The organism is Aurantiacibacter luteus (genome assembly GCF_001010945.1).
Lineage (GTDB): Bacteria > Pseudomonadota > Alphaproteobacteria > Sphingomonadales > Sphingomonadaceae > Alteraurantiacibacter > Alteraurantiacibacter luteus.
The window spans coordinates 54,445-76,873 of record NZ_LBHB01000002.1 but is presented as its reverse complement, the minus strand read 5'-3'; the positions used below and the strand labels follow the sequence as shown (position 1 = coordinate 76,873).

Below are 22,429 nucleotides of genomic sequence, written 5' to 3'. Positions count from 1 at the left end.
CCGGGGCGGCTCTCTGCCCAGAAAACTCAGCTGCCCGCCAGCCCCGGATTGGCCGCCGCATAGATGCGTGCCAGTTCGTCCGCATCGGGATCGTCGGCTGCGGCATAGCGCGCGCGGTTGGCGGCGGCGACGGCGGCGAAGTCGATGGGGGCCTGCCACGGCGTGGCCACGTCCTCGCCGTAATCGCCGATCCCCAGCGCATCGGCATAGATCAGCCGTCCGCCCGACAGCCGCACCAGCGCCTCCGGAAAGACATCCGGGCCGAAGGCGGGGCAGCCGTTGGAGCGCCCGCAGCGGCCCCACCGGGCGACGTGTTCGGGCGTGACGTAGCTCGCCGGGTGCATCACGATGGCGCGGTCGAGCGCGTTGGAGTTGTCGGCATCGAGCCCGCCCAGCCGCACCGAGGTGCCGAAGCGGCCGACGTACCATTCCCAGGTGATGTAGGCCCCGCGGCTGGTCGCCCAGCTGTCGGGCAGGTTGGAGAAACCGTTGAGCCAGCCGTCGTGTTCGGGGTCGGAGCCGCTGCCGTGGGCGACCAGCGCGCTGTTCACCCGCCCGCCGACCAGATCGACGAAATGGAAGCGCGGCAAGCTGGAATGGAGGCCGAAGTCGGCAATCCCCACCACGTCGCGGTGCCACAGCGACGCGCCCACGCGCTCCACCTGCTGGCGGGCGATTTCGAGCAGGCGGGTATCCCTTGCCGAGGGTCCGGCCTGTGCGAACACCCTGGCGGGCGCGGCAAGCGCGGCGGAGGCGGCGAGGGTGCGGGTGAGAAGCTGGCGCCGGTTCATCGCATCGTCTTAGCGGGCAAAGGCTGAACCTTGTCCATACGCTTGCGACCGGTTCAGCTTTTCAGTCGTTCGATGGCGGCAAGGCTCGCCCGCTCGTAGGCACCGTTGTCGTAGCGATGGGTGCCGACGAAGTGGACGAAGGCTGTGCCCCCGGCCCAGTCCTCGTTCCAGTAGTTCATGTAGCGATCGTAGGGCAGCAGCACCGCGCCCGGTTCGTTGGCGACGTGGAAATTGCTGGCGATCTGCTCGGTGCCCCAGGTCGCCATCTGCTCCGCGCCGACGAAGCCTGACATCTCGTGGAGAAAGGCGGCGGCAAGGTTGCGCCCCGGTCCGCCCGCGGCGAACCCGGCAAAGCCCGCGCAGCCGCGCACGTAGCGCCAGCCGGGACGGTCGAGCTGGCCGAGGCGGCTCTCGACCTGCGTCTGGATGTGGCCGTCCTGCGGACCATCGGGATAGGCTGCCGCGGCAAAGCTTTTCAGGTCCAGCGGCAAGCTCTCCCCCTCCGGCCCGCCGAGCAGGGTGAAGCTGCGGTTGGTCGCCAGCGCCTGCGCCAGTTCGGGCACGGGGCCAAGCGTTACCGTGTCGCTGTCGAGCTGGATCCAGTACTCGCCGCCTCGGTGGTCGAGGATGGTCAGGAACCGCTCCCAGCAGCCGCCCTTGGGAAAGCCCGCGGTGTCCACCCCGGCGATGGCGAAGATCTCCGGGTCGCCGCAGTGGTGGGCGAGGATGGCGCGGTCCTGCGCGGTCAGCGTGCCGTCGTCGAGGATCGCCACCCGCCCGCGTCCCAGTTCGCGCCACAGGCTCTTCACCGCGACGAGGTAGGGCAGCAGCACGGCGGTACCGATCATCGAGAACAGCACCACGCCGTCCTGAGCGGGGCGGATCGGCGCGGTGTCGAGCACGCCGGCGATGGCCTCGGCATGGCGCGCGGCATCGGCCTTTACGCGCCAGCGGCGCGGGAGGAGAGAGAACTTGCTCACGGCCGTCAGCTCGCCAGCACCATGCGATCGTCGGCGATGCGGACGCTGGCGATGGTGGAGAGGAACGACTGGCCGAGCAGCGAGACGGACAGGCCCTCGGGAATGATCATGGCGGCGACATTCTCCGCCTCGAAGGCGCCCACGCGCACCTCGCCGAGCTGGGTATGGACGCCGTAGACCACGCCGTTCGCGCCCTGCGCCACGGGCACGATCTGGCTGTCGTCCCAAGTGAGGCCGAGCGCCGAGGCATCCTCCCCGGTTAGCGCGATGACGCTCGCCCCGGTATCGACGAGCATCCGCGTGGGCGTGCCATCGATCACCACATCGGCGTAGAAATGCCCGTCGCTTTCCCGTTCGAGCGCGGTTTCCTCCTCGTCCCAGGTCACAGCGCTACCGGCCAGCGCGAGCGAAGCATCGGTGGGGGCCGCTTCGGCCTCGCCCTCTCGCGGCACGGCATCGCCCGTCGGCATGAGCAGGCCTATCGCGCCTCCGACGAGGAGCACGACCGCGAGGGGAATGCGAAAATCCATCGCCCGGCAGGCTAGCGCAGCGCCCCTTAAACCGGGGTAAATGCCGTGCCGACCGCCAGCAGGTGTTCGACCGGAGCCCTGGGGTAGGCCATGGCCAGCATCGAGCGCGCGTGGCGCGCGGCGACCGTCACCGGGTCCTCGCCGTAGCCGCCGCCCAGCGCGCTGGCGACGGGTAGGCCGCGGGACCGGGCCTCGCCCAGCACGAAGCGGTCGCGGGCGATCAGTCCCTCGTCGGTCAGCGCGAGGCGGCCCAGCTTGTCGTCGCGGTGCGGATCGACGCCCGCCTGGTAGAGCACGAAATCGGGCGCAAATTCGTCCAGCACGCGCGGCAGGTGCCCGGCCAGCGCTTCCATGTAGGCATCGTCGTCGGTGCCGTCGGGGAGATTCACGTCGTGGCTGGAGCGGGCCTTGCGCGCGGGGAAGTTCTTCTCGGCGTGGAGCGAGAGCGTGAACACGTCCTCGCGCCCCGCCATCAGGCTGGCGGTGCCGTCGCCCTGGTGGACGTCGCAGTCGACGATCAGCACCCGGTTCGCATCACCCGTCGTCAGCAGCCGGTTGGCGGTGACGGCGAGGTCGTTGAACACGCAGTAACCCGCGCCCGTCTCGTGCAGCGCGTGGTGGCTGCCGGCAGCGGAGTTGGCGGCATAGCCGTGGCGCAGCGCGAGTTGTGCGGCGAGCCAGGTGTCGCCGTTGGTGTGGCGGACGCGCTGGGCGATGTGCGGGGTGACGGGAAAGCCGATCCGCCGCTCCTTTTCGCGCGGCACGCTGGCGGTGAAGACTTCCTCGACGTAGGCCGGATCGTGGACCGCCTCCAGCCATTCACGGGGAGAGGGCTCGGGCGCATGCTGTGTGATGGCGAAGCCGCTGGCGCGCAGCACCTGCATCACCGCCATGTACTTGTCGAAGCGGAAACTGCCGCGCGTGGGGGCAGGGGCCATGTAATCGGCGTGGTGGACGACGTGCAGCATCAATCGCTCGCTCCGCGCAGCGCCAGCAGTTCGCCCACCGTCACCACGCGAAGGCCGCGCGCGGCGAGCCCGTCGAGCACCAGCGCCAGCGCCTCGCGCTCAACGCCGTTGCCGCGGTACATCGGGTGCATCAGCACGATCGAGCCGGGGCGCACCCGCGAGAGGATGTCATCGGCATAGGCGCGGGGTGTCGGATGGGCGCCCACATTGTCGGCCACGTCCCAGGTGACGGTGGTATACCCCGCCGCGTCCACCGCCTGCGGCAGGCCGAGCAGGCGCTTGCCGTAGGGCGGACGGAAAAGCTTCGGTCCCGTGCGCCCCGCCACGTCCAGCAGGGCATCGGCGCGGGTCACCTCCTCGGCATAGAAGCCGGGGGTGTGCAGTAGCATGGTGCGGTGGCTGTAGGTGTGGTTGCCCAGCTCCATCCCCGCCTCCGTCAATCGCCGAGCCTGCTGCGGATGCTGCTCCATGTCGTTGCCGATGAGGAAGAATGTGGCCTTGAGCCCGCGCGGCTCAAGCTCGGCGAGCACGGCATCGACGCCTTGCGCCGTCGGCCCGTCGTCGAAGCTGAGGGCCACGACGCGTTGATCCGTCTCGACCCGGCAGACGAGATCGCCGACAAGCTGAAAACACGGCGCGCGGCTCAGCTGGAACAGCCCCGCAACCAGCGCCAGCAGCAGGACGAGGCCGACCGCAAGCCGGCGCAAGGGAAAACGCTCGCGGGACAGGATCACCGGGTGGCGTCGTCCTGGTCGCCGGGCGCGATGTCCTGGCCGTTGCCGGTCGGCGCAGGCCGGTGCGCCAGGTCCACCAGCGCGTCGTAGATCGCGTCCTCGCTGCGGCTGGCGGCGTTGCGCCAATCGGCGGCGGTATCGGCGTTCACCGCCAGTCCCTCGGGCGTGAGCACCAGCAGGTTGGGCGTGCCCTGCTGTTCGTGTCCGAAACGGCGGGGCACATCGAGATTTCGGCCTTCGCCTGCCTGCGGGTGGCCGACATCGACATAGACGACCTCGAAATGGTCGGCGGCGAGCTGGCGGAACCGATCGGTGCCCAGCCAGCCCGCCAGCGCGCGGCTGTCGTGGCACCAGTTCGCGCCGGTCACCAGCAGCACCCGACCATCTTCCGTGGCGGCGCGGGCGAGGGCAGCGCCGAGCGCGGCGTCGGCATCGGCTTCGGGATCGAAGGGCGCGGCCTCGGGATGGGCGCTTGCCCGTGCCATGGTGACCTGTGCCACGTTGTCCTGCGGCACGGTGGCGCAGCATGACAGTACCAGGACTGCCAGCGGGGCGAGCGCCAGCAGCACGCCGTTGCCGCCCCGCCCGATCGTCATGCTATTTCTTGGCGGCGCCGGGCTTGTCCCAGCCCTTTGTGCCAACCGGGCCGCTATCGCCGCCTGCGGCCGCGTTCTTCTCGGCGACGATGCGTGCGCGCTCTTCGTCGGTCAGCTTCTCTCCGGTGCTCTTGTCGTCGGCCATGATCGGTACTCCCCCTCTATTCAGCCGCTTGTGCGTGCGGATCGAAGGCCGTGGCGGTGCCCGCCTCGATCTCCGCCGCCTTCGCCTCGACCAGCGCGACGATATGGTCGAGCATGTGGTCCGACTCGACATGGTGGTCGGTCACACCCGAGAGGTAAACCATGTGCTTGCCCGCGCCGCCACCGGTAATTCCGATGTCGGTCTCGCGCGCCTCGCCCGGCCCGTTGACCACGCAGCCGAGGACCGAGAGGCTCATCGGCGTCTTGATGTGTTCCAGCCTAGCCTCCAGAGCCTCGACCGTGCGGATCACGTCGAAGCCCTGCCGGCTGCACGAGGGGCAGGAGACCACGCGCACGCCGCGGGTGCGAAGGCCCAAGGCCTTGAGGATCTCGAAGCCGACCTTTACCTCGCGCTCGGGTTCTGCCGACAGGCTGACGCGGATGGTATCGCCAATGCCCGCCCACAGCAGGCTGCCCATCCCGATGCTGGACTTGACCGTGCCGCCGATCAGCCCGCCCGCCTCGGTGATGCCGAGGTGCAACGGGCAATCGACCGTCTCGGCCAGCGCGTGGTAGGCGGCGGCGGCGAGGAACACGTCGCTCGCCTTTACGGCCACCTTGTATTCGTGGAAGTCGTGATCCTGCAGCAGTTTGATATGGTCGAGCGCGCTTTCCACCAGCGCCTCGGGGCAGGGCTCGCCGTACTTTTCCAGCAAGTCCTTCTCGAGGCTGCCGGCGTTGACGCCGATGCGGATGGCGCAGCCGTTGGCCTTGGCCGCGCGGACGACCTCGGCCACGCGCTCGGACGAGCCGATATTGCCCGGGTTGATGCGCAGGCAGGCCGCGCCCTTGTCGGCGGCTTCCAGCGCGCGCTTGTAGTGGAAGTGAATGTCGGCGACGATCGGCACGTTCGCTGCGCGGGTGATCTCGTCGAAGCGCGCGGTGCTCTCCGCCGTGGGGCAGGACACGCGCACGATGTCCGCGCCCGCTTCCTCGCAGCGGCGGATCTGGTCGATGGTCGCGCCCACGTCCTCGGTGGGCGTGTTGGTCATGGTCTGCACGCTGATCGGCGCATCGCCGCCGACGGGGACCTTGCCGACCATGATCTGGCGGGACTTGCGGCGCTCGATCGTGCGCCAGGGACGAATGGAAGACATGAGGCGCGATATAGGCCGCGAAGGATGACGGGGCAATGACAGGTGCGCCGCGAGGCGCTAGGCGGCAATGCGATGAGCGCTCTCCATACCGACGACCAGGACCTCGACGGCCCCGTGCTTTTCGCCCGCGTGCTCGACGGGCGCGGCGGGGGGCGGCCGATCTCCTGGGCTGAGGTGCAGACATGGCAGCCCGCGTTCCCGCACGAGGTCATGTGGATACACCTGTGCCGCAACCACGCGGATGCGGCCCGGTGGTTCGAACACGGCCTCGGCCTGCCAGAGCCGACGGTGGAGCTGCTGACCGACGAATCCACCCGCCCGCGCGCCTTCCGCGAGGGCGATACGCTGGTGGCCGTTCTGCGCGGCATCAACTTCAATCCCGGCGCGGAGCCCGAGGACATGGTCTCGATGCAGCTTTGGTGCGACGGCCACCGCCTCGTCACCCTGCGCCGTCGCCGCCTGCAAACCCCGCGCGACGTGCTCGCCCAGATCGACGCCGGCCGGGGCCCGCACGATGCCGGGCGCACCATTACCGACCTGATCGAGGCGATGATCGGGCGCATGGGCAGTTCCATCGTCGACATGAACGATGCCATTGACGCGATGGAGGATGCCGATCTCGACCAGGATACGGGCGAGAAGCTCAGGCGCATCTCGATCATCCGACGCAACGGGCTGGCGCTGCAACGTCACATGGCCCCGCAGCACGAGGCGCTGGAGACCATCGCCCGCGACGCGCCCGCCTGGTTCGAGAAGGACGACCGGCGCGAGATCGCCGAGAGCATCGACCGCCTGCGCCGCTATCTCGACGACATCAACATCTCCAAGGAAAGCGCCGTCGTCCTACAGGACGACATCCGCGCCCGGTCCGATGCGCGGGCGGAGCGGACGAACTACCTGCTGACCATCGTTGCCGCGATCTTCCTGCCGCTGGGCTTCATAACCGGCCTGCTGGGAATCAACGTGGGCGGCTTGCCATGGGTGGAAAGCGCCAACGGCTTCTGGATCGTCTGCGGCATCTGCGGCGCAATCCTGATCGCGCAGGTGATCCTGTTCTGGAAATGGAAATGGCTGTGAGAGGCGGGGCCGATGGGCGCGCATGACGGCCTGATCCTGCTCGATGCCCTGCTGATGCTGGGCTTCGCGCTGCTTGCCGTGCTGCTGTTCCGCCGCGCGGGGCTCGGCGCGACGCTGGGCTATCTCGTCGCGGGCGCGCTGCTCGGCCCGTCCGTGCTCGGCTGGGTGGGCGGAGCCGAGGAGATGGCGACCGTCGCCGAACTCGGCATTACCATGCTGCTGTTCGTGGTCGGGCTGGAGCTGAGCCCGGAGCGATTGTGGCGCATGAAGCACCTGATCTTCGGGCTGGGGCTGGCGCAGGTCGCGGCCTGCGGGCTCGCGGTGACGGCGACCATCCTCGCGCTGACCGGCTACACGCTGGAGGCGGCGCTGGCGATCGGGCTGCCGCTTGGCCTGTCGTCGACGGCGCAGGTGCTGCCGATGCTGCAGAGCGCGGGCCGCCTGCGCACGCCCTTCGGCGAGAAGGCCTTTGCCATTTTACTGTTCCAGGACCTGTCGATCATTCCGCTGCTTACCATCGTCACCGCGATGAGCCGCAATCCGATGGCCGACGAGGGGCCGGGTGGCTGGCAGTTGGCGCTCATCACCGTGGGGGCCATCGTCGGCCTAATCCTGGCGGGCCGCCTGCTGATCCGTCCGCTGTTCCGCCTGATCGGCGGCATGGGGGAGCGCGAGCTGTTCATCGTGGCGGCGCTGTTCACCGTGCTCGCCAGCGCCACGCTGATGCAGTGGCTGGGCCTCTCGCCCGCGCTGGGCGCCTTCATCGCCGGGGTGATGCTGGCGGACACCCCCTACCGGCACGAGCTCGAGGCCGATATCGAGCCCTTCCGCGCCATCCTGCTGGGCCTTTTCTTCGTTGCTGTCGGCATGATGCTGGACCTCGGCGCCATCGCCGAGCGGCCGCTGTTCGTGTTCGGGTTCGCGGCGCTGCTGATCCTCGTCAAGACGACGATCATCACCGCCATCGGCCTCGTCATGAAGATGCGCTGGCAGGCCGCGGTCGGGCTCGGCCTTCTTCTGAGCCAGGGCGGCGAGTTCGCCTTCGTGCTCTACACCGTGGCGCAGGACGCGCTGCTGATCGAACAGCAATCGGCCAGCATCTTCGGCGCCATCGTCACCCTGTCGATGGCCGCGACGCCGTTCCTGATGATGGTCACCCGCCGCATCCGCCGCGAGGACACCGAGAGCACAGAAACCCGCGAGGAACCGCGCCCCGAGGGTGCGAGCGCGGTGGTGGTCGGTTACGGCCGGTTCGGGCAAAGCGTGGCTCAGGTGCTTATGGCGGGCGGCCTGTCGGTGACGGTGATCGACCGCGACGCGGAGCAGATCGACGTGGCCGACGAATTCGGCAGCAAAGTCTATTACGGCGACGGCACACGCATGGACATGTTGCGCCAGGCGGGCGCCGCCGAGGCGCAGCTCATCATGTTCTGCATGGACGAGGTGCCCGATGCCGAGCTGATCGCCTCGGTGCACCAGGCCTGGGGCGATGCGGCGATCTATGTGCGCGGGTTCGACCGACGGTCGGTTATCGAACTCGCCCGCTCGCCCGCGCAGTACGTCATGCGCGAAGTGTTTGAATCGTCGATCAGCATGGCGCTCATGGCTCTCGAGTACGTCGGGCTGAGCGAGGAGGAACGCAGCTCGGCCGCGGCCCATTACCGCGAGAACGACCGCGAGCGGATGCGCCTGCAGATCGAGGGCGGCGATATCTACGCGGCGCAGGACATGACGCGCGAACAGCAGCGCGTGCTGCGGCTGGACGGGCCTTCCACCCGCTAGTGGCGGGTAAAGCCGAGCAGGTACTGCTGCGCCGCCACCGTGGGTAGCGGGCGCGAGAACAGGTAGCCCTGGCCGAGATCCACACCGAGGGCCTTCATCGCCTCGGCCTCGACCTCGGTCTCGATGCCCTCGGCCACGATGCTGCAGCCGAGTTCCCGCCCCAGCTGCACCAGCGCCGCGGTCATGGCCTTCCTCGCCGGATCGCGCTCGATCCCGCGGGTCAGCACCATGTCCATCTTCAGGATGTCGGGCTGCAGGTCGACGATGTGACGCAGCCCCGCGTAGCCGGTGCCGACATCGTCGATGGCGATGCGGGCATGGGCCTTGAGCGCGGCGATCTCGCGCGCGAGCAGGTCGAAATCCTCGACGTCGCTGTGCTCGGTCACCTCGACGACGAGGTTCTTCGCACTGCTGGTTTCCAGCAGGCGCCGCACCGCGCCCGAGGCCACGGTGCGCGGCGAGGCGTTGATGGTGGCGTAGATACCATCGGGAATGTGCGCGATGCTTTCCAGCGCCACCTTGAGCGCGGTGGTCTCCAGTTCCTCGCCCAGGCCGACGAGTTCGGCATCCTCGAACCAGGCATCGGGCCCGCGCTTGGTGAGGTCGGGAAAGCGCGAGAGGCATTCGACGCCCACCGGCTGGCCCGTTTCCAGCGAGACGATCGGCTGCAGGAAGGTGGACACGCCGTGCCCGTCCAGCATGGAAACGACACGCTCGCGCGCCCCGCGTCGCAGCATGTCGCCCTCCAGCGAGCTCTCGATGCGCTCGGCGGCAAGGCCCGCAAAGCTCTTGAGGATGCCTAGGTCGCGCTCGGTCATGGTGCGGTCGGTCTTGCGCCCGAGCGCGCAGAAGCTGCCCCAGACGGTGCCGTCGGACAGGCGCAGCGGCGTGTTGAGATGGCAGCCCACCGGCAGGAACTCGGTGATCTCCATGGTCGCGGTCAGCGGGTAGTCGGCGGGATCCTGGATCAGCTCGGGCAGGCGGCCGTTGAGGATGTGCCAGCAATAGCCCTCCTCGCGCGGATTGCGGTAGCCCGGGCCCATCGGCAGGTCGAGGTCGCTGGAAACGTGCGTCAGCTCGCGCTGTTCGCCCTCCACCCAGCGCGCGACGAAGGCGATGTCGAGGCCGAGATGCCCGCGCACGCTGGCGAGGATGCGGTCGATGCCGGGATCGGAGACCAACTCGTCCGGCAGGGGCCGTGCGGGGGAGTCCAGATCGGGGAGTTGAAGTGCTGCGATACCCATCGCCGCCAGCTGTGCCGCAAAACCCCTAAAGGGTGCTTAACCTTGACGTAGCGCTTTACAGGCGCAGTTCCAAAAGGAACTCCTCGTCCAGCTGTTCGCCGACGGGGAAGTGGATGTCGGCGATCTTGGCAAAGCCGTAGCGGGCATAGAAGCGCTGTGCGGCGTGGTTCTCCGCCCAGACCGACAGCTGTACCGCGTCGTGCCCGCCATCGCGGGCAAAGCCGAGCGCCCAGTCCATCAGCGCGGCACCGATGCCCTCGCCGGTGCGCGCGGGGTCGGTGTAGAGCTGGCCGAGCGCGATGGGCCGCGCGGCATCCGAATGTTCGGCATACCAGCTGGGCGCGCGCATCTTGACGAAGCCGGTGAGAGGGCCGCCGGGCTCGTCCTGCGCGAGGCGGTGGGTGATCGTCGGATCGGCGATCTCGCCCCGCACCGCGTTTACCGAATAGACATCGTGCAGAAAGGTGGCGAGGTCCTGCGGGCGGTAGAGGTGCTCGAATGCGGCGCAGAAGCTCTCGCGGCCCAGGCGGGCAAGCGGTTCGGCATCGGCTAACGAAGCGGGGCGCAGGATCATGACCCTGCGCCCCGTAATGACGTTCCGGGAAATGCGGTAGCCTTAACTGCCCGGCGGCAGGTCGGCTGGATCGTCCGATGGCGAGGGATCGGACATGCTCGATGTCGTACCCGGCGCGTCGGCCACGCGGCGCGAGGCCGGCCGCTCAATGGTCGTGGGCGAATAGTTCTCCACGTGCCTGTCGATCTGCTCGAGCTTGCGGCCCGCCCATTCGCGTCCGCCGAGGCCGAAGGCCAGCGCGCCCGCTACGCCCGCGCCGATGGCGGCGGCGGTGAAGGCGGTCTGCACGATCTCCTCGCCCACGCCCATGAACTGCAGGCCCATGAAGGTGAAGAGCACGATCGTCGCCCACTTGACGATGCTGGCGGCCAGCGTCGTCTGCCCGCCCGTGCCGCTGATCATCCGCACGAGGAAACCGGCGATGGCGAAGCCTACGCCGATCACCACCGCGCCGAACACCACCCGTCCGCCGAGCTCGAGCACCTGATCGAGGATCGCGGTCAGCTCGGGAAAGCCGAGCAGGCGGGTGGCGGCGATGGCGAAGAACAGGACGATGGCCACCTGCACCACGCGCGCGATCACATCGGAGACGGCGGTGCCCGCGGGCAGCACCTCGCTGGAGGACAGCGCGCGGTCGACGCCGAGGCCGGGCAGCACTTCGCGCAGCACCTGCACCACGAAGCGGCTGATGAGATAGCCCAGCGCCAGCAGCAGCGCCGCGCCGATGATCCGCGGGATGGCATCGAGGATGAGGCGCAGCATGTCGCTCGCCGGACCCGACACGCTCTCGAGGTCCAGCGCATCGAGCGCCAGGATCGAGACGAAGATCACGATCACGGCATAGACGATGGTGCCGATGGTCTTGGAGATGGTGGTGTTGCCGGTCGCGGTCTCCACCCCGCCGCGGTTCGCCCACTTGTCGAAGTCGACGGTCTGCAGGGTGGCGACGATCAGGTCGCGAGCGATGCGTGCCAGCATCAGGCCGATGAAGAAGATCAGCCCCGCGCCCACCAGTTTGGGAATGAAGGCCATCACGTTGTTGAGCAGCGTGTCGATCGGTCCGGCGACACTGCCGAGGCCGAGCACGGTCAGCACAACGAGCAGGCCGAAGCCCCAGATCAGCAAGCCGACGATCTTGCCCAGCTGCTCGCCGATGGAGGTGCCCGACGAGGTGGAGCGCTGGAGGAAGCCGACGTTGTCGACCAGCCTGGCGAAGGCCCACTTGGCGGCTCGCGCGAGCAGCCAGGTGACGAGCAGCACGACGAGCGCGAGCCCGATTTTTTGCAGGACCTCGAGCGCCAGCTCGTTGTCCCAGCGGTAGTTTCCTATCCTCATCGGTGGTCTCCCCGTTGATATTGCAGGGATTGTATCACGCCTTGTCACGGCGGCGAAACGGGCCTGTGCACAAGTCGGCGCCGTGGCGGCAAGGGACTCAGGAATGCTTGTCGCGCTTGCGCCTGCCGAAGCGCATCCCGCTTTCCAGGTGGCCGCGCAGCGCGGCGTAGAATGCCTCGAGGAACTCGCGCTCGTCGCCCGCGCCCAGCTGCCAGCCGATCTTGCGGGTGATGGCAAGCGCCACGTCGCGCTGCGCATCGGCCTGGCCCTGCCGCAGCACGTTCTCGAGCACCTGCAGCTCGTGCTCGCCGTAGACCGAGAGTTCCTCCGGCCCGAAGCGATAGTCGGCGCGGCGGTCCGGGGCGAGGGACATGGCCTCCTTCAGCTTCGCCACGCGCGATTCGACCACCCAGGTCCCGGCCACCAGGTCGCCCGCGCGAAGGGCATCCTTGTTGAAGAACGGGAACAGCACGAACACCGCCAGCCAGACGAAGGCCGCAAGGCCCGCCACGCCCGCCTGTTCTCCGCCGCCCAGCATGAAGAACAGCGGCAGGAAGACCTCTACATCGCGCACGAGGTTGCGCGCGATAACCATCTCGGCAGTCAGCTGCCCGCCCCCCTCGTAGTTACTTGGGCGCGCCGCCACCCGGATGCCGAGCAGCCGCTTGCCCGGCGTCGCCCCGCGCGGGCCGAGTTCGAAAGCCATGAAATAGCCGTAGCGGGCGAGGAACAGCAGCAGGATGATGACGACCAGCACGATCTCGATGGGGCCGCTGGGCGAATCGCCGACGTTGAAGATGCTGAGGCCGAGAAAGGCGAGGGTGAGCAGGAAGACGACGGTGCCGATGACGATGAAGGTGAGGTCGAGCAGCAGCGCGCCCGCGCGGCTGCCCCGGCTCGCCACGGTCAGCGGCAGGGCGAGGCCTTCCGGCGTCACCAGCATCCGGTCGCGCTTGCCCCTATTCCTTTCGGCATCGACGCGCATCTGGATGACGGCCCCGCTCATGCCTCGCCTTCGCTTTCGGGAGGGCGCATCATGCCGAGGAAGTAGAGCACCCACAGCGTCAGCATGAAGCCGCCGATGACATACTTGATTTCGGTGCTCTCGACGAGCTGGCGGGCGTAGCCTTCCAGCAGGCCCGCCACCACCAGCATCAGCGCCACCCCCGCCATCACCTGCGCCGCGCGAAGGCCCGCGGCCTGCATGGCGGCGAGGATAGAGCGCTCGCCAGGAAAGGCCATCGTGCGCCCCACGTGCAGCCCCGCGGCCCCTGCAAGGACGATGGCGAGCAGTTCGGTCGTCCCGTGAACGCTCAGCCAGCCGCCGAATTCGTAGCCCAGCCCGGCATCGTGGAAGACCCACAGCATCGCGCCCAACAGCGCCATGTTGTAGACCAGCAGCAGCAGGGTCGGCACGCCGAAGGCGAAGCCCAGCGCGAAGGCCATGATGGCGACGCCGGTGTTGTTGGAGAAAAGCGAGGCGGCGAACGTCGTCAGTCCTTCGGTGCTGCCGTCGTGGGTCAATGCCTCTTGCAGGACCTCGCGCGAGGCACCGGGCACGCGGCCCTGCGCCATCCCTGCGGGGACGAGCGCGTAGAACCATTCCTGGTCGCGCGCGACAAGCAGCCAGCCGACGAGCGCGCCCGCCACCGAGACCGCCAGCGCGATGCAAATGTCGAGCCAGATGGCGCGCACCGAGGTACTCCAGCCGCCCCCGAAAAAGCGGCGCAGCCAGCCGATGAAGCCCACGCGCGGCCCGTAGATCTGGAACCATGCGCGCCGCACCAGCGCCTCCAGATAGTCGAGCGCGGCGGCATCGAGCGATGTCTCGCGCGCCACGGCGAGGCTGGAGGCGGTCTTGCGGTAGAGCACGGGCAGGTCGAGGAGGTCGTCGTCGCTGATCGCGCGCGGGCGGCCCTTCTCCAGCGCGGTGACGATAGCGTCGAGCCGCTGCCAGTCGACCTCGCGCTCAAGCCGGAAACGGTCGGAGCGCAGGCTGGCCGCCTCGATGTCGGCGGGCGGCACGATCTCGGCCTTGCGGAACAGGGCGAGCGCCATCAGCCGATCGCCTCGCTACGCTTCTTCTCGAGATAGAGGTCGATCAGGCGGTAGCCGATGGCATCGTGCGCGGCCTCGATCACGTTGACTCCCAGCCGCCGCAACCTCTCCAGCACCAGCGCGCGCTGGCGGACCAGCGAATCGGCGCTGACGGCCATCGCGATGTCGCCGATGGAAGCGGGCTCGATGGCGGCGAGGTCCTCGAGCTCGGTATCGATCATGGTGACGAAGATGACGAGGTGGTGGCGCACCAGCCGCTCCACGCTCTCGACCATCAGCTCGGCGGAGGTCGGATCGGCGAAATCGGAGAACAGCACGATCAGGCTGCGACGCTTCAGCCGCGAGGCGAGCGTTGCCAGCGCCAGCGTGAAGTTGGGCTCGCGGGGCGTGTAGTCGAGCTCCGCCGCGGCGCTCTGCAGGCGGTGAAAGGCGCGGGTGTCGGCGACGAAGGGCGTCATCAGCTGCGGCTGGTCGGCGAACCCGAACAGCGCCACCCGGTCGCCGCCCTTCAGCGCGACATAGGCCGCGGTCAGTGCGGCGGAGACGGCGCGGTCGATGCGCGGCAGGCCGTCGACCGGCTCGATCATCGACTGCCCGCAATCGAAGGCGAAGACGATCTGGTTGTCGCGTTCGCTCTCGTTCTCGCGGGCGTAGAGCGCGGTGTGGCGGGCGCTGGCCTTCCAGTCGATGCGGCGGCGGTCCATGCCCGCCTCGTATTCGGACAGCGCCTCGAACTGCGTGCCCTCGCCGCGGATGCGCCGGGCGACGAGGCCGAACTGGCTGTCGCGCAGGAAGCGCTGGAGCACGGGGCTGCGCACCGGCGAGAGGTCGGGCCACACGCGCAAGGTGGCTTCGAGCGCCAGGTGCCGCTGCCGGACCGCGAGGCCGAGCGGGCCGGCCCAGCGCAGCCACAGGTCGTGCAACGCGCCGGAGCCGCGCCGCACCGGCACGGCCTCTCCCATGCCGGTGAAGCCGTTGGCCTCCCCGGTCGGCTGCAGGCGAAACGCGGCGCGCCCGTGTTCGCCCAGCCGCGGGTCGAAACCGATGGCGGCCTCGGGCAAGGCAGCATCGCCGTCGCGCTCGATGGTGGCATCGACGCGCAGCATGGCGGGCTGGCCCACCTCGACGTCGGCGGGGACGTAGTAGCGCAGGTCCCTCAGCGATCCCGCCAGCCAGCCGTCGATCAGCACGACCAGCAGCAGCGCCAGCCCCGCCGCGGGCGCGACGACCCAGGCGCCGGGCGCGGTGGCGGCGACGACCACGGCGAGCGGGGCCAGCAAGGCCAGCAGCACCAGCGTGCGCGCCGTCGGCACGACCGGTGGGGCGGGCACGCGGGCAAGGAGGGCGCGGATGCGGTTCACCTCACCGCGGCGCCTCGGTCTGCTCGATCATGCCGGCGACGAGATCCTCGACCAGCTTGCCCTCGATCTCGGCCGCGGGGCTGAGCAGCAGGCGGTGGCGCAGGCAGGCGGTGGCGAGCGCCTTGACGTCGTCGGGCACCACGTAGGCGCGGCCCTCCAGCGCGGCGCGGGCGCGGGCGGCGTTGGCGAGCAGGACCGCGGCGCGAGGGGAAGCACCGCTGGCGATGTCGGCATTGTCGCGCGTGGCGCGCACCAGCGCGACGCAGTAGTGCAGCACCTCGTCCGAGAGCGTCACATGCTTCACGCTTTCCTGCGCGGCGGCGATGGTGGCGGCGTCGGCCACCCGCGCGATGCCGAAGTCGGCGGGCTTCTGCGGCCCGCTGCGCTCGCCGAAGCGGCGCACGATCTGCGCTTCCTCCTCGAGGCTGGGGTAGGGGACCAGCAGCTTGAAGGCGAAGCGGTCGAGCTGGGCCTCGGGCAACGGATAGACGCCCTGGTTCTCTATCGGGTTCTGCGTGGCGACGACCATGAAGGTGTCACCCAGCGAATGGGTCTCGCCGTCCAGCGTCACCTTGCGTTCCTGCATGGCTTCCAGCAGCGCGGCCTGGGTCTTGGGCGGAGTGCGGTTGATCTCGTCGGCCAGCAGCACCTCGCAGAAGATCGGCCCGCGCGTCAGGGTGAACTGGCTCGTCTGGAAGTTGAACAGGTTGGAGCCGAGGATGTCGCCCGGCAGCAGGTCGGGCGTGAACTGGATGCGCCCGAAATCGAGGCCGGTGGCGCAGGCGAAGCAGTTGGCGAGGAAGGTCTTGGCCGTGCCCGGCGGACCTTCGAGCAGCACGTGGCCCTGGCTGAGCAGCGCGATCAGCAGGTGTTCGACCGTACTCTCCATGCCGACCACGGCCTTGCCGATCTCGCCGCGGATGCGGCCTGCGAGCTCGGCTGTCTGTTCCAGCGTCATGGTCATGGGGTGAGGGTCCTTTCGAAGTTCCGGAGTGCCGTGGCGGCACGAATGATGTCGCGCGCATGGTCCGCGGCGCGAAGATCTGCGGCGAGGCTGGCAAAGGCGGGGCCGGCGTGCCCGCGCGCGGCCAGCACGCGGTCGATCGCCGCCTCGCGCGCGTCGGTGTCGGCCACCCGCAGGCCGAGCCGCGCGGCCACCCGCCGCCCGACGAGCGCCTCGTAGGGGTCCTTGAGCAGGTGGAAGCGCTTCACCCGCGCCACCAGCGCCGCGCCGTTCCTTGCCAGCTGACGCTTGCCGCGCGCCATCGCCGGGGCCTCCGCCACGGGCGGACCGAAGCGATTGAAGGCGCGCCAGCCGATCACCAGCGCGGCCAGCAACAGGCACAGCGTCGCGGCCAGGAACGGCGGACGGAAGGCGAGGGTCAGCAGGTTCTCGGCAGAGCCCAGCCCGGCGAGCGTCATGTCGAAGACGATCGGCAGGTCCTCGCCGTCCATCGCCGCGTCGATCAGCGCCACCGCCGCTTCGGCCCGTCCGCGGTCGGCGAGGCCGTAGTTGTTGAGGAGGTCGGGCTCGAACACCACGATGACCGGGTAGGGTTCGTAGTCGTAGTAGTCCGCGGTCGATTGCAGGCGACCCGCCAGCACGTCTCCCTCGCTGTCGACGACGACGGGCTCGATTTCGAGATTCGGCTGCTTGACCAGCGCCTGCACCTTGTCCGGATCGGGCAGGGCTCCGCTCGCGCCGAAACCGTTCCAGCCGCGCGTCTCGCCCAGCGCCAGCTCGCCGCCCTCGGCCCAGTCGAGCTCGCCGAACCACGTGGGCGATGCCGCGCCGGCCAGCGCCACCCAGCCGGGCTCGCTCTCGACCTGATCGTTCTGCGGGACCGGCAGGGCAAACCACTTGGGCAGGATCAGCAAGGTCGGCCCCGCGTCCATGTCCTGCCGTTCCATGATCGCCTCGCCGATGGCCTCGGCATCGCCGTTCAGCTGCGGGGTGAGCACGACCAGCGCCGCGTCGGAAAGCCGCGCGCGGTTGCGGCTGACCTCGACCTCGTAGCCGCTGCCATCGAGCAGCTGGACGAGACCGGAAAAACCGTTGAGCCCGTTCGCCCCGGCATGGGCGCCGCCTTCCCCCTCGCTGTCACCCGTCCAGCCGCGACCGATGGCGTAGAGCATCAGCAGGAAGGCGAGCGCGCCCACCAGCAGCATCGCCAGCACCGCGCCGGGGCGGAAGGGACCGCGAGCCCGGCTCACGCGGCCAATCCGTGATGCTGGAGCGCCCGTTCCTGCAAAGCGAAATCGGAATAGGCGGTACGCGCCGCGGTCCAGTCGTCCTGCGTCAGGCGGGTGAGGGCGAACAGGCTGCGCTCCACCCGGCCCGCGATCACGCCGAAGGCCGAGCGCGCGGCCTCGGGCAGGCGGGTGTCGGCCGACAGTTCGCGCGCCGTGCTCGACGGCTGGAACAGGTTAGGGCGCGCGGCGGCGATCTGGCCGACCGAGCGCTTGAGCAAGAGGTGCGTCGCCTCGTCGTAGTCGCCCGCCGCGGCGAGGCGGTCCGCTTCCTCCAGCAGGGCCAGCGCCTCGCCCTGGTCGGGCACCCAGTCCTCGCCACCGCGCCGCGCCTTCCGCTTCGCCCGCGTGCCCTCGGGCGCCAAGGTGCGCCAGGCGAGCCACAGCAGCAGCGCCGCACCGGCGGCGATCAGCACCCACATCAGCACCGGCCAGATGGCGACGATGAAGCGGCCGATGGGGGCGAAAAGGCGGGCAATGGCGTCCAGCAGGCTGACCAGCCAGTCGGGAGGAGGCTCCTGCGCGGGAAATTCGACGGGTGCGAACTGGGTGTCGCCGTTGCCGCGCATCTCGCGCCAGGCATCGGCGAAGTCGCTCCCGCGCGCCGGCAGCGCCCCTGTCCCCTTGCCCGTCGTCACGCGGGCGGGGATGCCACGCCAATCGTTACCGCGCAATGACGAGGGCGCGGGTTTCGCGGGGAAATCAGCGCCTCAGGCCAGCGGCAGGCCCATGCACAGGCTGAAGTCGTCGCTGACATAGCCGGCGAAGGGCGGGCATTCGCGAAAGCCGTTCGCGGCATAGAGCCGCTGGGCCGATGCGAACACCGGGTGGCGGCCGGTTTCGAGGCCGATCCAGCAAAGCCCTCGCGCCCGTGCCTCGGCGAGGATGTGTGCCAGGATCGCCCGCCCGGCCCCGGTGCCGCGAAAGGCGTCGGCGGCGCGCATCGACTTGATCTCGCCCTCGAGCGGCCCCAGCGCCTTGAGAGCGCCGATGGCGGCGAGTTCTCCGTCCACCCGCGCGGCGAACATGATGACATCGCTCTCCGCCAGTCGCGCGGCGGGCATCGCGTGGACCTTGCAGGCGGGAGAGCAGGCGTGCATCTCGCGAAGGTGCGACGCGACCAGCGCGGCGATATCGGGGGTTGCGGGGTCCTCCGCCGCGATGACGAAGGCGGGCATCACCCCCGCGCCCTTGCCATCGGATAGCTGCCGAACATCTGCACGCTCTTGCAGTGGAAGCGCAGTTCGTCGAGCGCGCGGTCAACGGCGGGTTCGCCGGCCGCCCCGACGATGTCGGCATAGAACATGGTCGCGGCAAAGCTCGCGCCCCGCTGGTAGCTTTCCAGCTTGGTCATGTTGACGCCATTGGTGGCGAAACTGCCCAGCGCCTTGTAGAGCGCGGCAGGCACGTTGTTCACCTCGAACACGAAGGTCGTCATCGCCGCCTGGTCGGCCAGCGCCGCAGGGTTCAGCGCCTCGCGGGCCAGGACGACGAAGCGCGTGGTGTTGTCGGCGGCGTCCTCGACGTTCTCCTCGACGATGACGAGACCATAGAGGTCGGCGGCGAGAGCGGGGGCGATGGCGGCGATCGACGGGTCGTCCTGCTCGGCCACCCAGGCGGCGCTGCCCGCGGTATCGGCATGGCTCATCGGCACGATGCCGCGCGCGCGCAGGTATTCGCGGCTCTGGGCGAGCGCGTGGGGGTGACTGTAGGCGGCGCGGAACGGGCCGGCGGTATTGGTCGCCATCAGCGCGTGGTGGATGGCGAGGAAGTGTTCGCCTACGATGAAGAGGCCGCTTTCCGGCAGCAGGAAATGAATGTCGGCCACGCGTCCGGCCTGCGAATTGTCGATGGGGATCATCGCGCAGGCCGCTTCGCCCGCCTCCACCGCCTCGATCGCGGCGGCAAAGCTGAAGCAGGGCAGCGGCAGCGCATCGGGTGCCCATTCCATCGCCGCGCGGTGCGAATTGGCACCCGGCGCGCCCTGGAAGGCGATCGCGCGCTCCGGCTCGGCGGCGGCGGCGGCGCGCATGGTTTCGACCATCGCGAGGGCGGGGGCGGGGAAGGAGTCCATCGTGAAGCGCGCGCTAGCCTCGCATGGCCGTGCGGACAAGCGCCCTTGCGCCCGGCATACGGTCATCTGGCCCCTTGCGCGCTTGTCGCCGGGTGACTAGAGCGCAGGCCAAATCGCATTGGCCTTAAAAGAGCGGCAGAACGACCACGTCATGAACGATCGCATGAACACCATTTTCGGCTGGGTCCTGGCCAGCGCGGGCGTCGCTCTGGGCGGCTCCATCGTCGCCAACATGTATTTCCACGGCAACGGCGCCGAACTGCCTGAAGGCGTGCAGCCCGGCTATCCGATCGAGGCGGTCGAGGGCGGCGAGGGCGGCGGCGAAGCGGTCGAGCCCATCGGCAACCGGCTGGCCGTGGCGGACATTGCCGCGGGGGAAGCGGCCTTCGCGCGCTGCCAGTCGTGCCACCAGGTCACCGCCGGCCCGAGCGGTCTCGGCCCCAACCTGAACGGCGTAATCGGTTCCACCATCGGCGCGCATGCCAGCGACTTCGCCTACTCCGCGGCGATCAAGGCGCACGGCGGCCAGTGGACTTACGAGGCGCTGGACCAGTGGCTGACCAAGCCGAGCACCTTCATCCCCAACAACCAGATGTCCTTCCCCGGCCTGTCCGACCCGCAGACGCGCGCCGACGTGATCGCCTACCTGCACTCGGCAGGCGGCGGCGGCCCGGACTTCCCGCCGCCTGTGGCCGCCGATGCGCCCGCCGAGGGCGAGACCGACGGTGCCGGCGCGGACGAAGCGGCGACCGACCAGCCCGGCGAGGCGGCCGGTGCCGTCGCGACGGACGGCGCAGTGCCCACGGCTCAGCCCGCGACCGCCAACCAGAACAACACCTGATCGGATAACGCGCGAGGGGTGCTAGCCGCGCCCCTTGAAGCCCTGCGCCACGACGTACCACTCGCTCGAGCCCTTGCGGCTGGCGGGCGGCTTGGCGTGCTTCACGCTGGCGAAGTGCCGCTTGAGCAGGTCGAGCAGTTCCTTGTCGGTGCCCCCGGCAAAGCCCTTGGCGACGAAAGCACCGCCATCCTCCAGCACATCCACCGCGAACCATGCGCCGGCCTCCACCAGCGCCATGGTGCGCAGGTGGTCGGTCTGCTTGTGGCCCACGGTGTTGGCCGCCATGTCCGACAGCACGAGATCGGGCCTGCCGCCCAGCGCTTCCTCCAGCGCGGCGGGGGCCTCGTCGGCCATGAAATCCATCTGCAGGATGGTGACGCCGTCGATGGGTTCGACCTCCAGCAGGTCGATGCCGACGACCGCCGCGCCGGGCGCCCGCTTGCGCACCACCTGGGCCCAGCCGCCTGGCGCCACGCCGAGGTCGATCACGCGCCGGGCGCCCTTGACGAGGCCGAAACGGTCGTCGAGTTCGATCAGCTTGAAGGCCGCGCGGCTGCGCCATCCCTCGTCCTTGGCGCGCTTGACGTAGGGGTCGTTGAGCTGCCGCTGCAACCAGCGTTTGGAACTCTCCTTCCGCTTCTTGCCCGATTTCAGCTTGCGGTCGGGTTCGCGTCCGGCGCGGGTCATCTCGCGCTGGCTCCGCCCGTTTTCAGGCGCCGAAGCGCCGCCTGCGCCTCGGCCCCCTCGGCATCGGCACTCATCAGGCTGCGCAGGATGCCCTCGCGGATGCCGCGGTCGGCAACGCCCAGCCGGTCGGCGGGCCAGATCTCCAGGATCACCTCGAGGATCGCGCAGCCCGCCACGACCAGCTCGGCGCGCTCGTTGCCAATGCAGTCGAGTTCGCTGCGCTCCGCTGGCGACATGCGCGACAGGCGCTGCGAGATGTCGAGCATGGCATTGGCGGGCACTATCAGCCCGTCCACCTGCTTGCGGTCGTAATGGGGCAGCTCGAGGTGCACGCTCGCCAGCGTCGTCACCGTTCCGCTGGTGCCGAGCAGGCGCTGGTCGGGGGCGGAATGGGGCGCGATGCGCTCCGCGAACTCGGCAAAGCTGTCGCGCACCTTTTGCTTCATGGTCTCGTACCGGCGCAGGCGCTGCTCGAGCCCGCCGTTTTCGCGGCCCACGGTCTCGGTCAGCGAGACGACGCCCCAGGGCACGCTCTGCCAGTCGATGATGCGCGGAACGGGAGCGCCGGGCTCGATCAGCACCAGCTCGGTCGAGCCGCCGCCGATGTCGAAGATGACTGCGGGGCCGACGCCATCTTCAAGCAGGATGTGGCAGCCCAGCACCGCGAGGCGGGCCTCCTCCTGCGCGCTGATGATGTCGAGCGCGATGCCGGTTTCCCTGTACACGCGCTCGATGAAGGCCTCGCCATTGGTGGCGCGGCGACAGGCCTCGGTGGCGACCGAGCGGGCTAGGTGGACGTTGCGCTTCCTGAGCTTGTCGGAGCACACCTTGAGCGCGCCGAGCGCCCGGTCCATCGCCTCGTCGGAGAGGCGGCCCGTCTGCGCCAGCCCTTCGCCGAGGCGCACCACGCGCGAAAAGGCGTCGACCACGACGAAGTTCTCGTCCGAGGGGCGGGCGATCAGCAGGCGGCAGTTGTTGGTGCCGAGATCGATCGCGGCATAGGACTGGCGAAAACTCTTCTGATGCGGCGGTCGGCGCCAGCCGTTGCCGGGCCGCCCGCTGCCATGCTCGTTTTGCCGGGAATCGCCGGGAGCGCGCTGCGGGCCCCTGCTCGCATGGTGGTCGCGGCTCCTGTCACCTGCCGTCGGCCCACCGGCCCTGTCGCGTCCAACCGGCGGAATATGGTCCGCCATCGTCATCGTACTTTCGATTTCACCGCCCGTGCCGGGCGGAACTTGACCTCAAG

Annotated in this window: 24 protein-coding genes; 3 read left to right on the top strand and 21 right to left on the bottom strand. The window is 69.4% G+C overall.

The features are described from left to right. Nucleotides 1–26 precede the first annotated feature (26 nt). Genes AAW00_RS06755 through ispG form a run of 8 tightly spaced genes read right to left on the bottom strand, consistent with a single transcriptional unit; the run spans nucleotide 27 to nucleotide 5,900 of the window. Complete coding sequence (locus AAW00_RS06755) at nucleotides 27–791, bottom strand: murein L,D-transpeptidase catalytic domain-containing protein (protein WP_063359811.1); 765 nt, start codon at nucleotides 789–791, stop codon at nucleotides 27–29. A gap of 53 nt (nucleotides 792–844) precedes the next feature. Continuing rightward, complete coding sequence (locus AAW00_RS06750) at nucleotides 845–1,771, bottom strand: hypothetical protein (protein WP_047003649.1); 927 nt, start codon at nucleotides 1,769–1,771, stop codon at nucleotides 845–847. 5 nt (nucleotides 1,772–1,776) lie between these two features. Next, a complete protein-coding gene (locus AAW00_RS06745; RefSeq protein WP_047003648.1) occupies nucleotides 1,777–2,301 on the bottom strand; it encodes a retropepsin-like aspartic protease family protein in 525 nt (174 codons plus the stop codon). Nucleotides 2,302–2,327: 26 nt separating this feature from the next. Further along, complete coding sequence (locus tag AAW00_RS06740) at nucleotides 2,328–3,269, bottom strand: histone deacetylase family protein (protein WP_047003647.1); 942 nt, start codon at nucleotides 3,267–3,269, stop codon at nucleotides 2,328–2,330. Further along, a complete protein-coding gene (locus tag AAW00_RS06735; RefSeq protein ID WP_241461662.1) occupies nucleotides 3,269–4,003 on the bottom strand; it encodes a polysaccharide deacetylase family protein in 735 nt (244 codons plus the stop codon). Before AAW00_RS06735 ends, AAW00_RS06740 begins: the two co-directional genes overlap by 1 nt. Further along, complete coding sequence (locus AAW00_RS06730) at nucleotides 4,000–4,599, bottom strand: thioredoxin family protein (protein WP_063359810.1); 600 nt, start codon at nucleotides 4,597–4,599, stop codon at nucleotides 4,000–4,002. Before AAW00_RS06730 ends, AAW00_RS06735 begins: the two co-directional genes overlap by 4 nt. 1 nt (nucleotide 4,600) lies before the next feature. Continuing rightward, nucleotides 4,601–4,744, bottom strand: coding sequence for a hypothetical protein (locus AAW00_RS14920; RefSeq protein WP_156169987.1), 144 nt, complete (start codon nucleotides 4,742–4,744; stop codon nucleotides 4,601–4,603). 16 nt (nucleotides 4,745–4,760) lie between these two features. Then, nucleotides 4,761–5,900, bottom strand: coding sequence for a flavodoxin-dependent (E)-4-hydroxy-3-methylbut-2-enyl-diphosphate synthase (gene ispG, locus AAW00_RS06725; protein WP_047003646.1), 1,140 nt, complete (start codon nucleotides 5,898–5,900; stop codon nucleotides 4,761–4,763). Nucleotides 5,901–5,972: 72 nt separating this feature from the next. On the opposite strand from ispG, the gene AAW00_RS06720 reads away from it, so the two are divergent. Together AAW00_RS06720 and AAW00_RS06715 are read left to right on the top strand one after the other, a co-directional pair. Beyond that, on the top strand, nucleotides 5,973–6,977 hold the full coding sequence (locus tag AAW00_RS06720) for a zinc transporter ZntB (RefSeq protein WP_047004455.1): 1,005 nt from the start codon (nucleotides 5,973–5,975) through the stop codon (nucleotides 6,975–6,977). 12 nt (nucleotides 6,978–6,989) lie between these two features. Continuing rightward, entirely contained in the window at nucleotides 6,990–8,759 is a 1,770-nt protein-coding gene (locus tag AAW00_RS06715) for a cation:proton antiporter domain-containing protein (RefSeq protein ID WP_047003645.1), read from the top strand. Here AAW00_RS06715 and AAW00_RS06710 read toward each other — a convergent pair. The 11 genes from AAW00_RS06710 to AAW00_RS06660 all read right to left on the bottom strand — a co-directional run bounded on the left by AAW00_RS06710 (nucleotide 8,756) and on the right by AAW00_RS06660 (nucleotide 19,655). Further along, the gene (locus AAW00_RS06710; RefSeq protein WP_047003644.1) at nucleotides 8,756–10,003 is read right to left on the bottom strand and encodes a sensor domain-containing phosphodiesterase; all 1,248 of its coding nucleotides are present in this window, start codon (nucleotides 10,001–10,003) and stop codon (nucleotides 8,756–8,758) included. The genes AAW00_RS06715 and AAW00_RS06710 overlap by 4 nt on opposite strands. A 55-nt stretch (nucleotides 10,004–10,058) precedes the next feature. After that, the gene (locus AAW00_RS06705; RefSeq protein WP_047003643.1) at nucleotides 10,059–10,577 is read right to left on the bottom strand and encodes a GNAT family N-acetyltransferase; all 519 of its coding nucleotides are present in this window, start codon (nucleotides 10,575–10,577) and stop codon (nucleotides 10,059–10,061) included. 42 nt (nucleotides 10,578–10,619) lie between these two features. Next, nucleotides 10,620–11,912 carry a mechanosensitive ion channel gene (locus tag AAW00_RS06700; protein ID WP_047003642.1) on the bottom strand — a complete coding sequence of 431 codons (1,293 nt, stop codon included), beginning with the start codon at nucleotides 11,910–11,912 and terminating at the stop codon, nucleotides 10,620–10,622. Between the two features lie 97 nt (nucleotides 11,913–12,009). Next, nucleotides 12,010–12,918: an RDD family protein gene (locus AAW00_RS06695; protein ID WP_241461661.1), complete on the bottom strand. Its 909-nt coding sequence runs from the start codon at nucleotides 12,916–12,918 to the stop codon at nucleotides 12,010–12,012. After that, a complete protein-coding gene (locus tag AAW00_RS06690; RefSeq protein WP_047003641.1) occupies nucleotides 12,915–13,970 on the bottom strand; it encodes a stage II sporulation protein M in 1,056 nt (351 codons plus the stop codon). The genes AAW00_RS06695 and AAW00_RS06690 overlap by 4 nt, the downstream gene beginning before the upstream one ends. Beyond that, nucleotides 13,970–15,322: a DUF58 domain-containing protein gene (locus tag AAW00_RS06685; RefSeq protein WP_241461719.1), complete on the bottom strand. Its 1,353-nt coding sequence runs from the start codon at nucleotides 15,320–15,322 to the stop codon at nucleotides 13,970–13,972. The genes AAW00_RS06690 and AAW00_RS06685 overlap by 1 nt, the downstream gene beginning before the upstream one ends. Nucleotides 15,323–15,332: 10 nt before the next feature. Then, a complete protein-coding gene (locus AAW00_RS06680) occupies nucleotides 15,333–16,295 on the bottom strand; it encodes an AAA family ATPase (protein WP_420911621.1) in 963 nt (320 codons plus the stop codon). Further along, nucleotides 16,292–17,545 (bottom strand): DUF4350 domain-containing protein, encoded by a 1,254-nt coding sequence (locus AAW00_RS06675; protein ID WP_052761814.1) that lies wholly within the window; start codon nucleotides 17,543–17,545, stop codon nucleotides 16,292–16,294. The genes AAW00_RS06680 and AAW00_RS06675 overlap by 4 nt, the downstream gene beginning before the upstream one ends. After that, nucleotides 17,542–18,219 (bottom strand): hypothetical protein, encoded by a 678-nt coding sequence (locus tag AAW00_RS06670; RefSeq protein WP_047003639.1) that lies wholly within the window; start codon nucleotides 18,217–18,219, stop codon nucleotides 17,542–17,544. Before AAW00_RS06670 ends, AAW00_RS06675 begins: the two co-directional genes overlap by 4 nt. Nucleotides 18,220–18,291: 72 nt before the next feature. After that, a complete protein-coding gene (locus AAW00_RS06665; protein WP_047003638.1) occupies nucleotides 18,292–18,759 on the bottom strand; it encodes a GNAT family N-acetyltransferase in 468 nt (155 codons plus the stop codon). Next, a complete protein-coding gene (locus tag AAW00_RS06660) occupies nucleotides 18,759–19,655 on the bottom strand; it encodes a prephenate dehydratase (protein WP_047003637.1) in 897 nt (298 codons plus the stop codon). Before AAW00_RS06660 ends, AAW00_RS06665 begins: the two co-directional genes overlap by 1 nt. A 163-nt stretch (nucleotides 19,656–19,818) precedes the next feature. Between AAW00_RS06660 and AAW00_RS06655 the strand changes: the two genes are divergently transcribed. Further along, on the top strand, nucleotides 19,819–20,496 hold the full coding sequence (locus AAW00_RS06655; protein ID WP_241461660.1) for a c-type cytochrome: 678 nt from the start codon (nucleotides 19,819–19,821) through the stop codon (nucleotides 20,494–20,496). Nucleotides 20,497–20,517: 21 nt separating this feature from the next. On the opposite strand, the gene AAW00_RS06650 is transcribed toward AAW00_RS06655, so the two are convergent. Continuing rightward, nucleotides 20,518–21,183: an RlmE family RNA methyltransferase gene (locus AAW00_RS06650; protein WP_047003635.1), complete on the bottom strand. Its 666-nt coding sequence runs from the start codon at nucleotides 21,181–21,183 to the stop codon at nucleotides 20,518–20,520. Beyond that, nucleotides 21,180–22,376, bottom strand: a complete 1,197-nt coding sequence (locus tag AAW00_RS06645; protein WP_047004451.1) for a Ppx/GppA phosphatase family protein — start codon at nucleotides 22,374–22,376, stop codon at nucleotides 21,180–21,182. The genes AAW00_RS06650 and AAW00_RS06645 overlap by 4 nt, the downstream gene beginning before the upstream one ends. Nucleotides 22,377–22,429 lie beyond the last annotated feature (53 nt).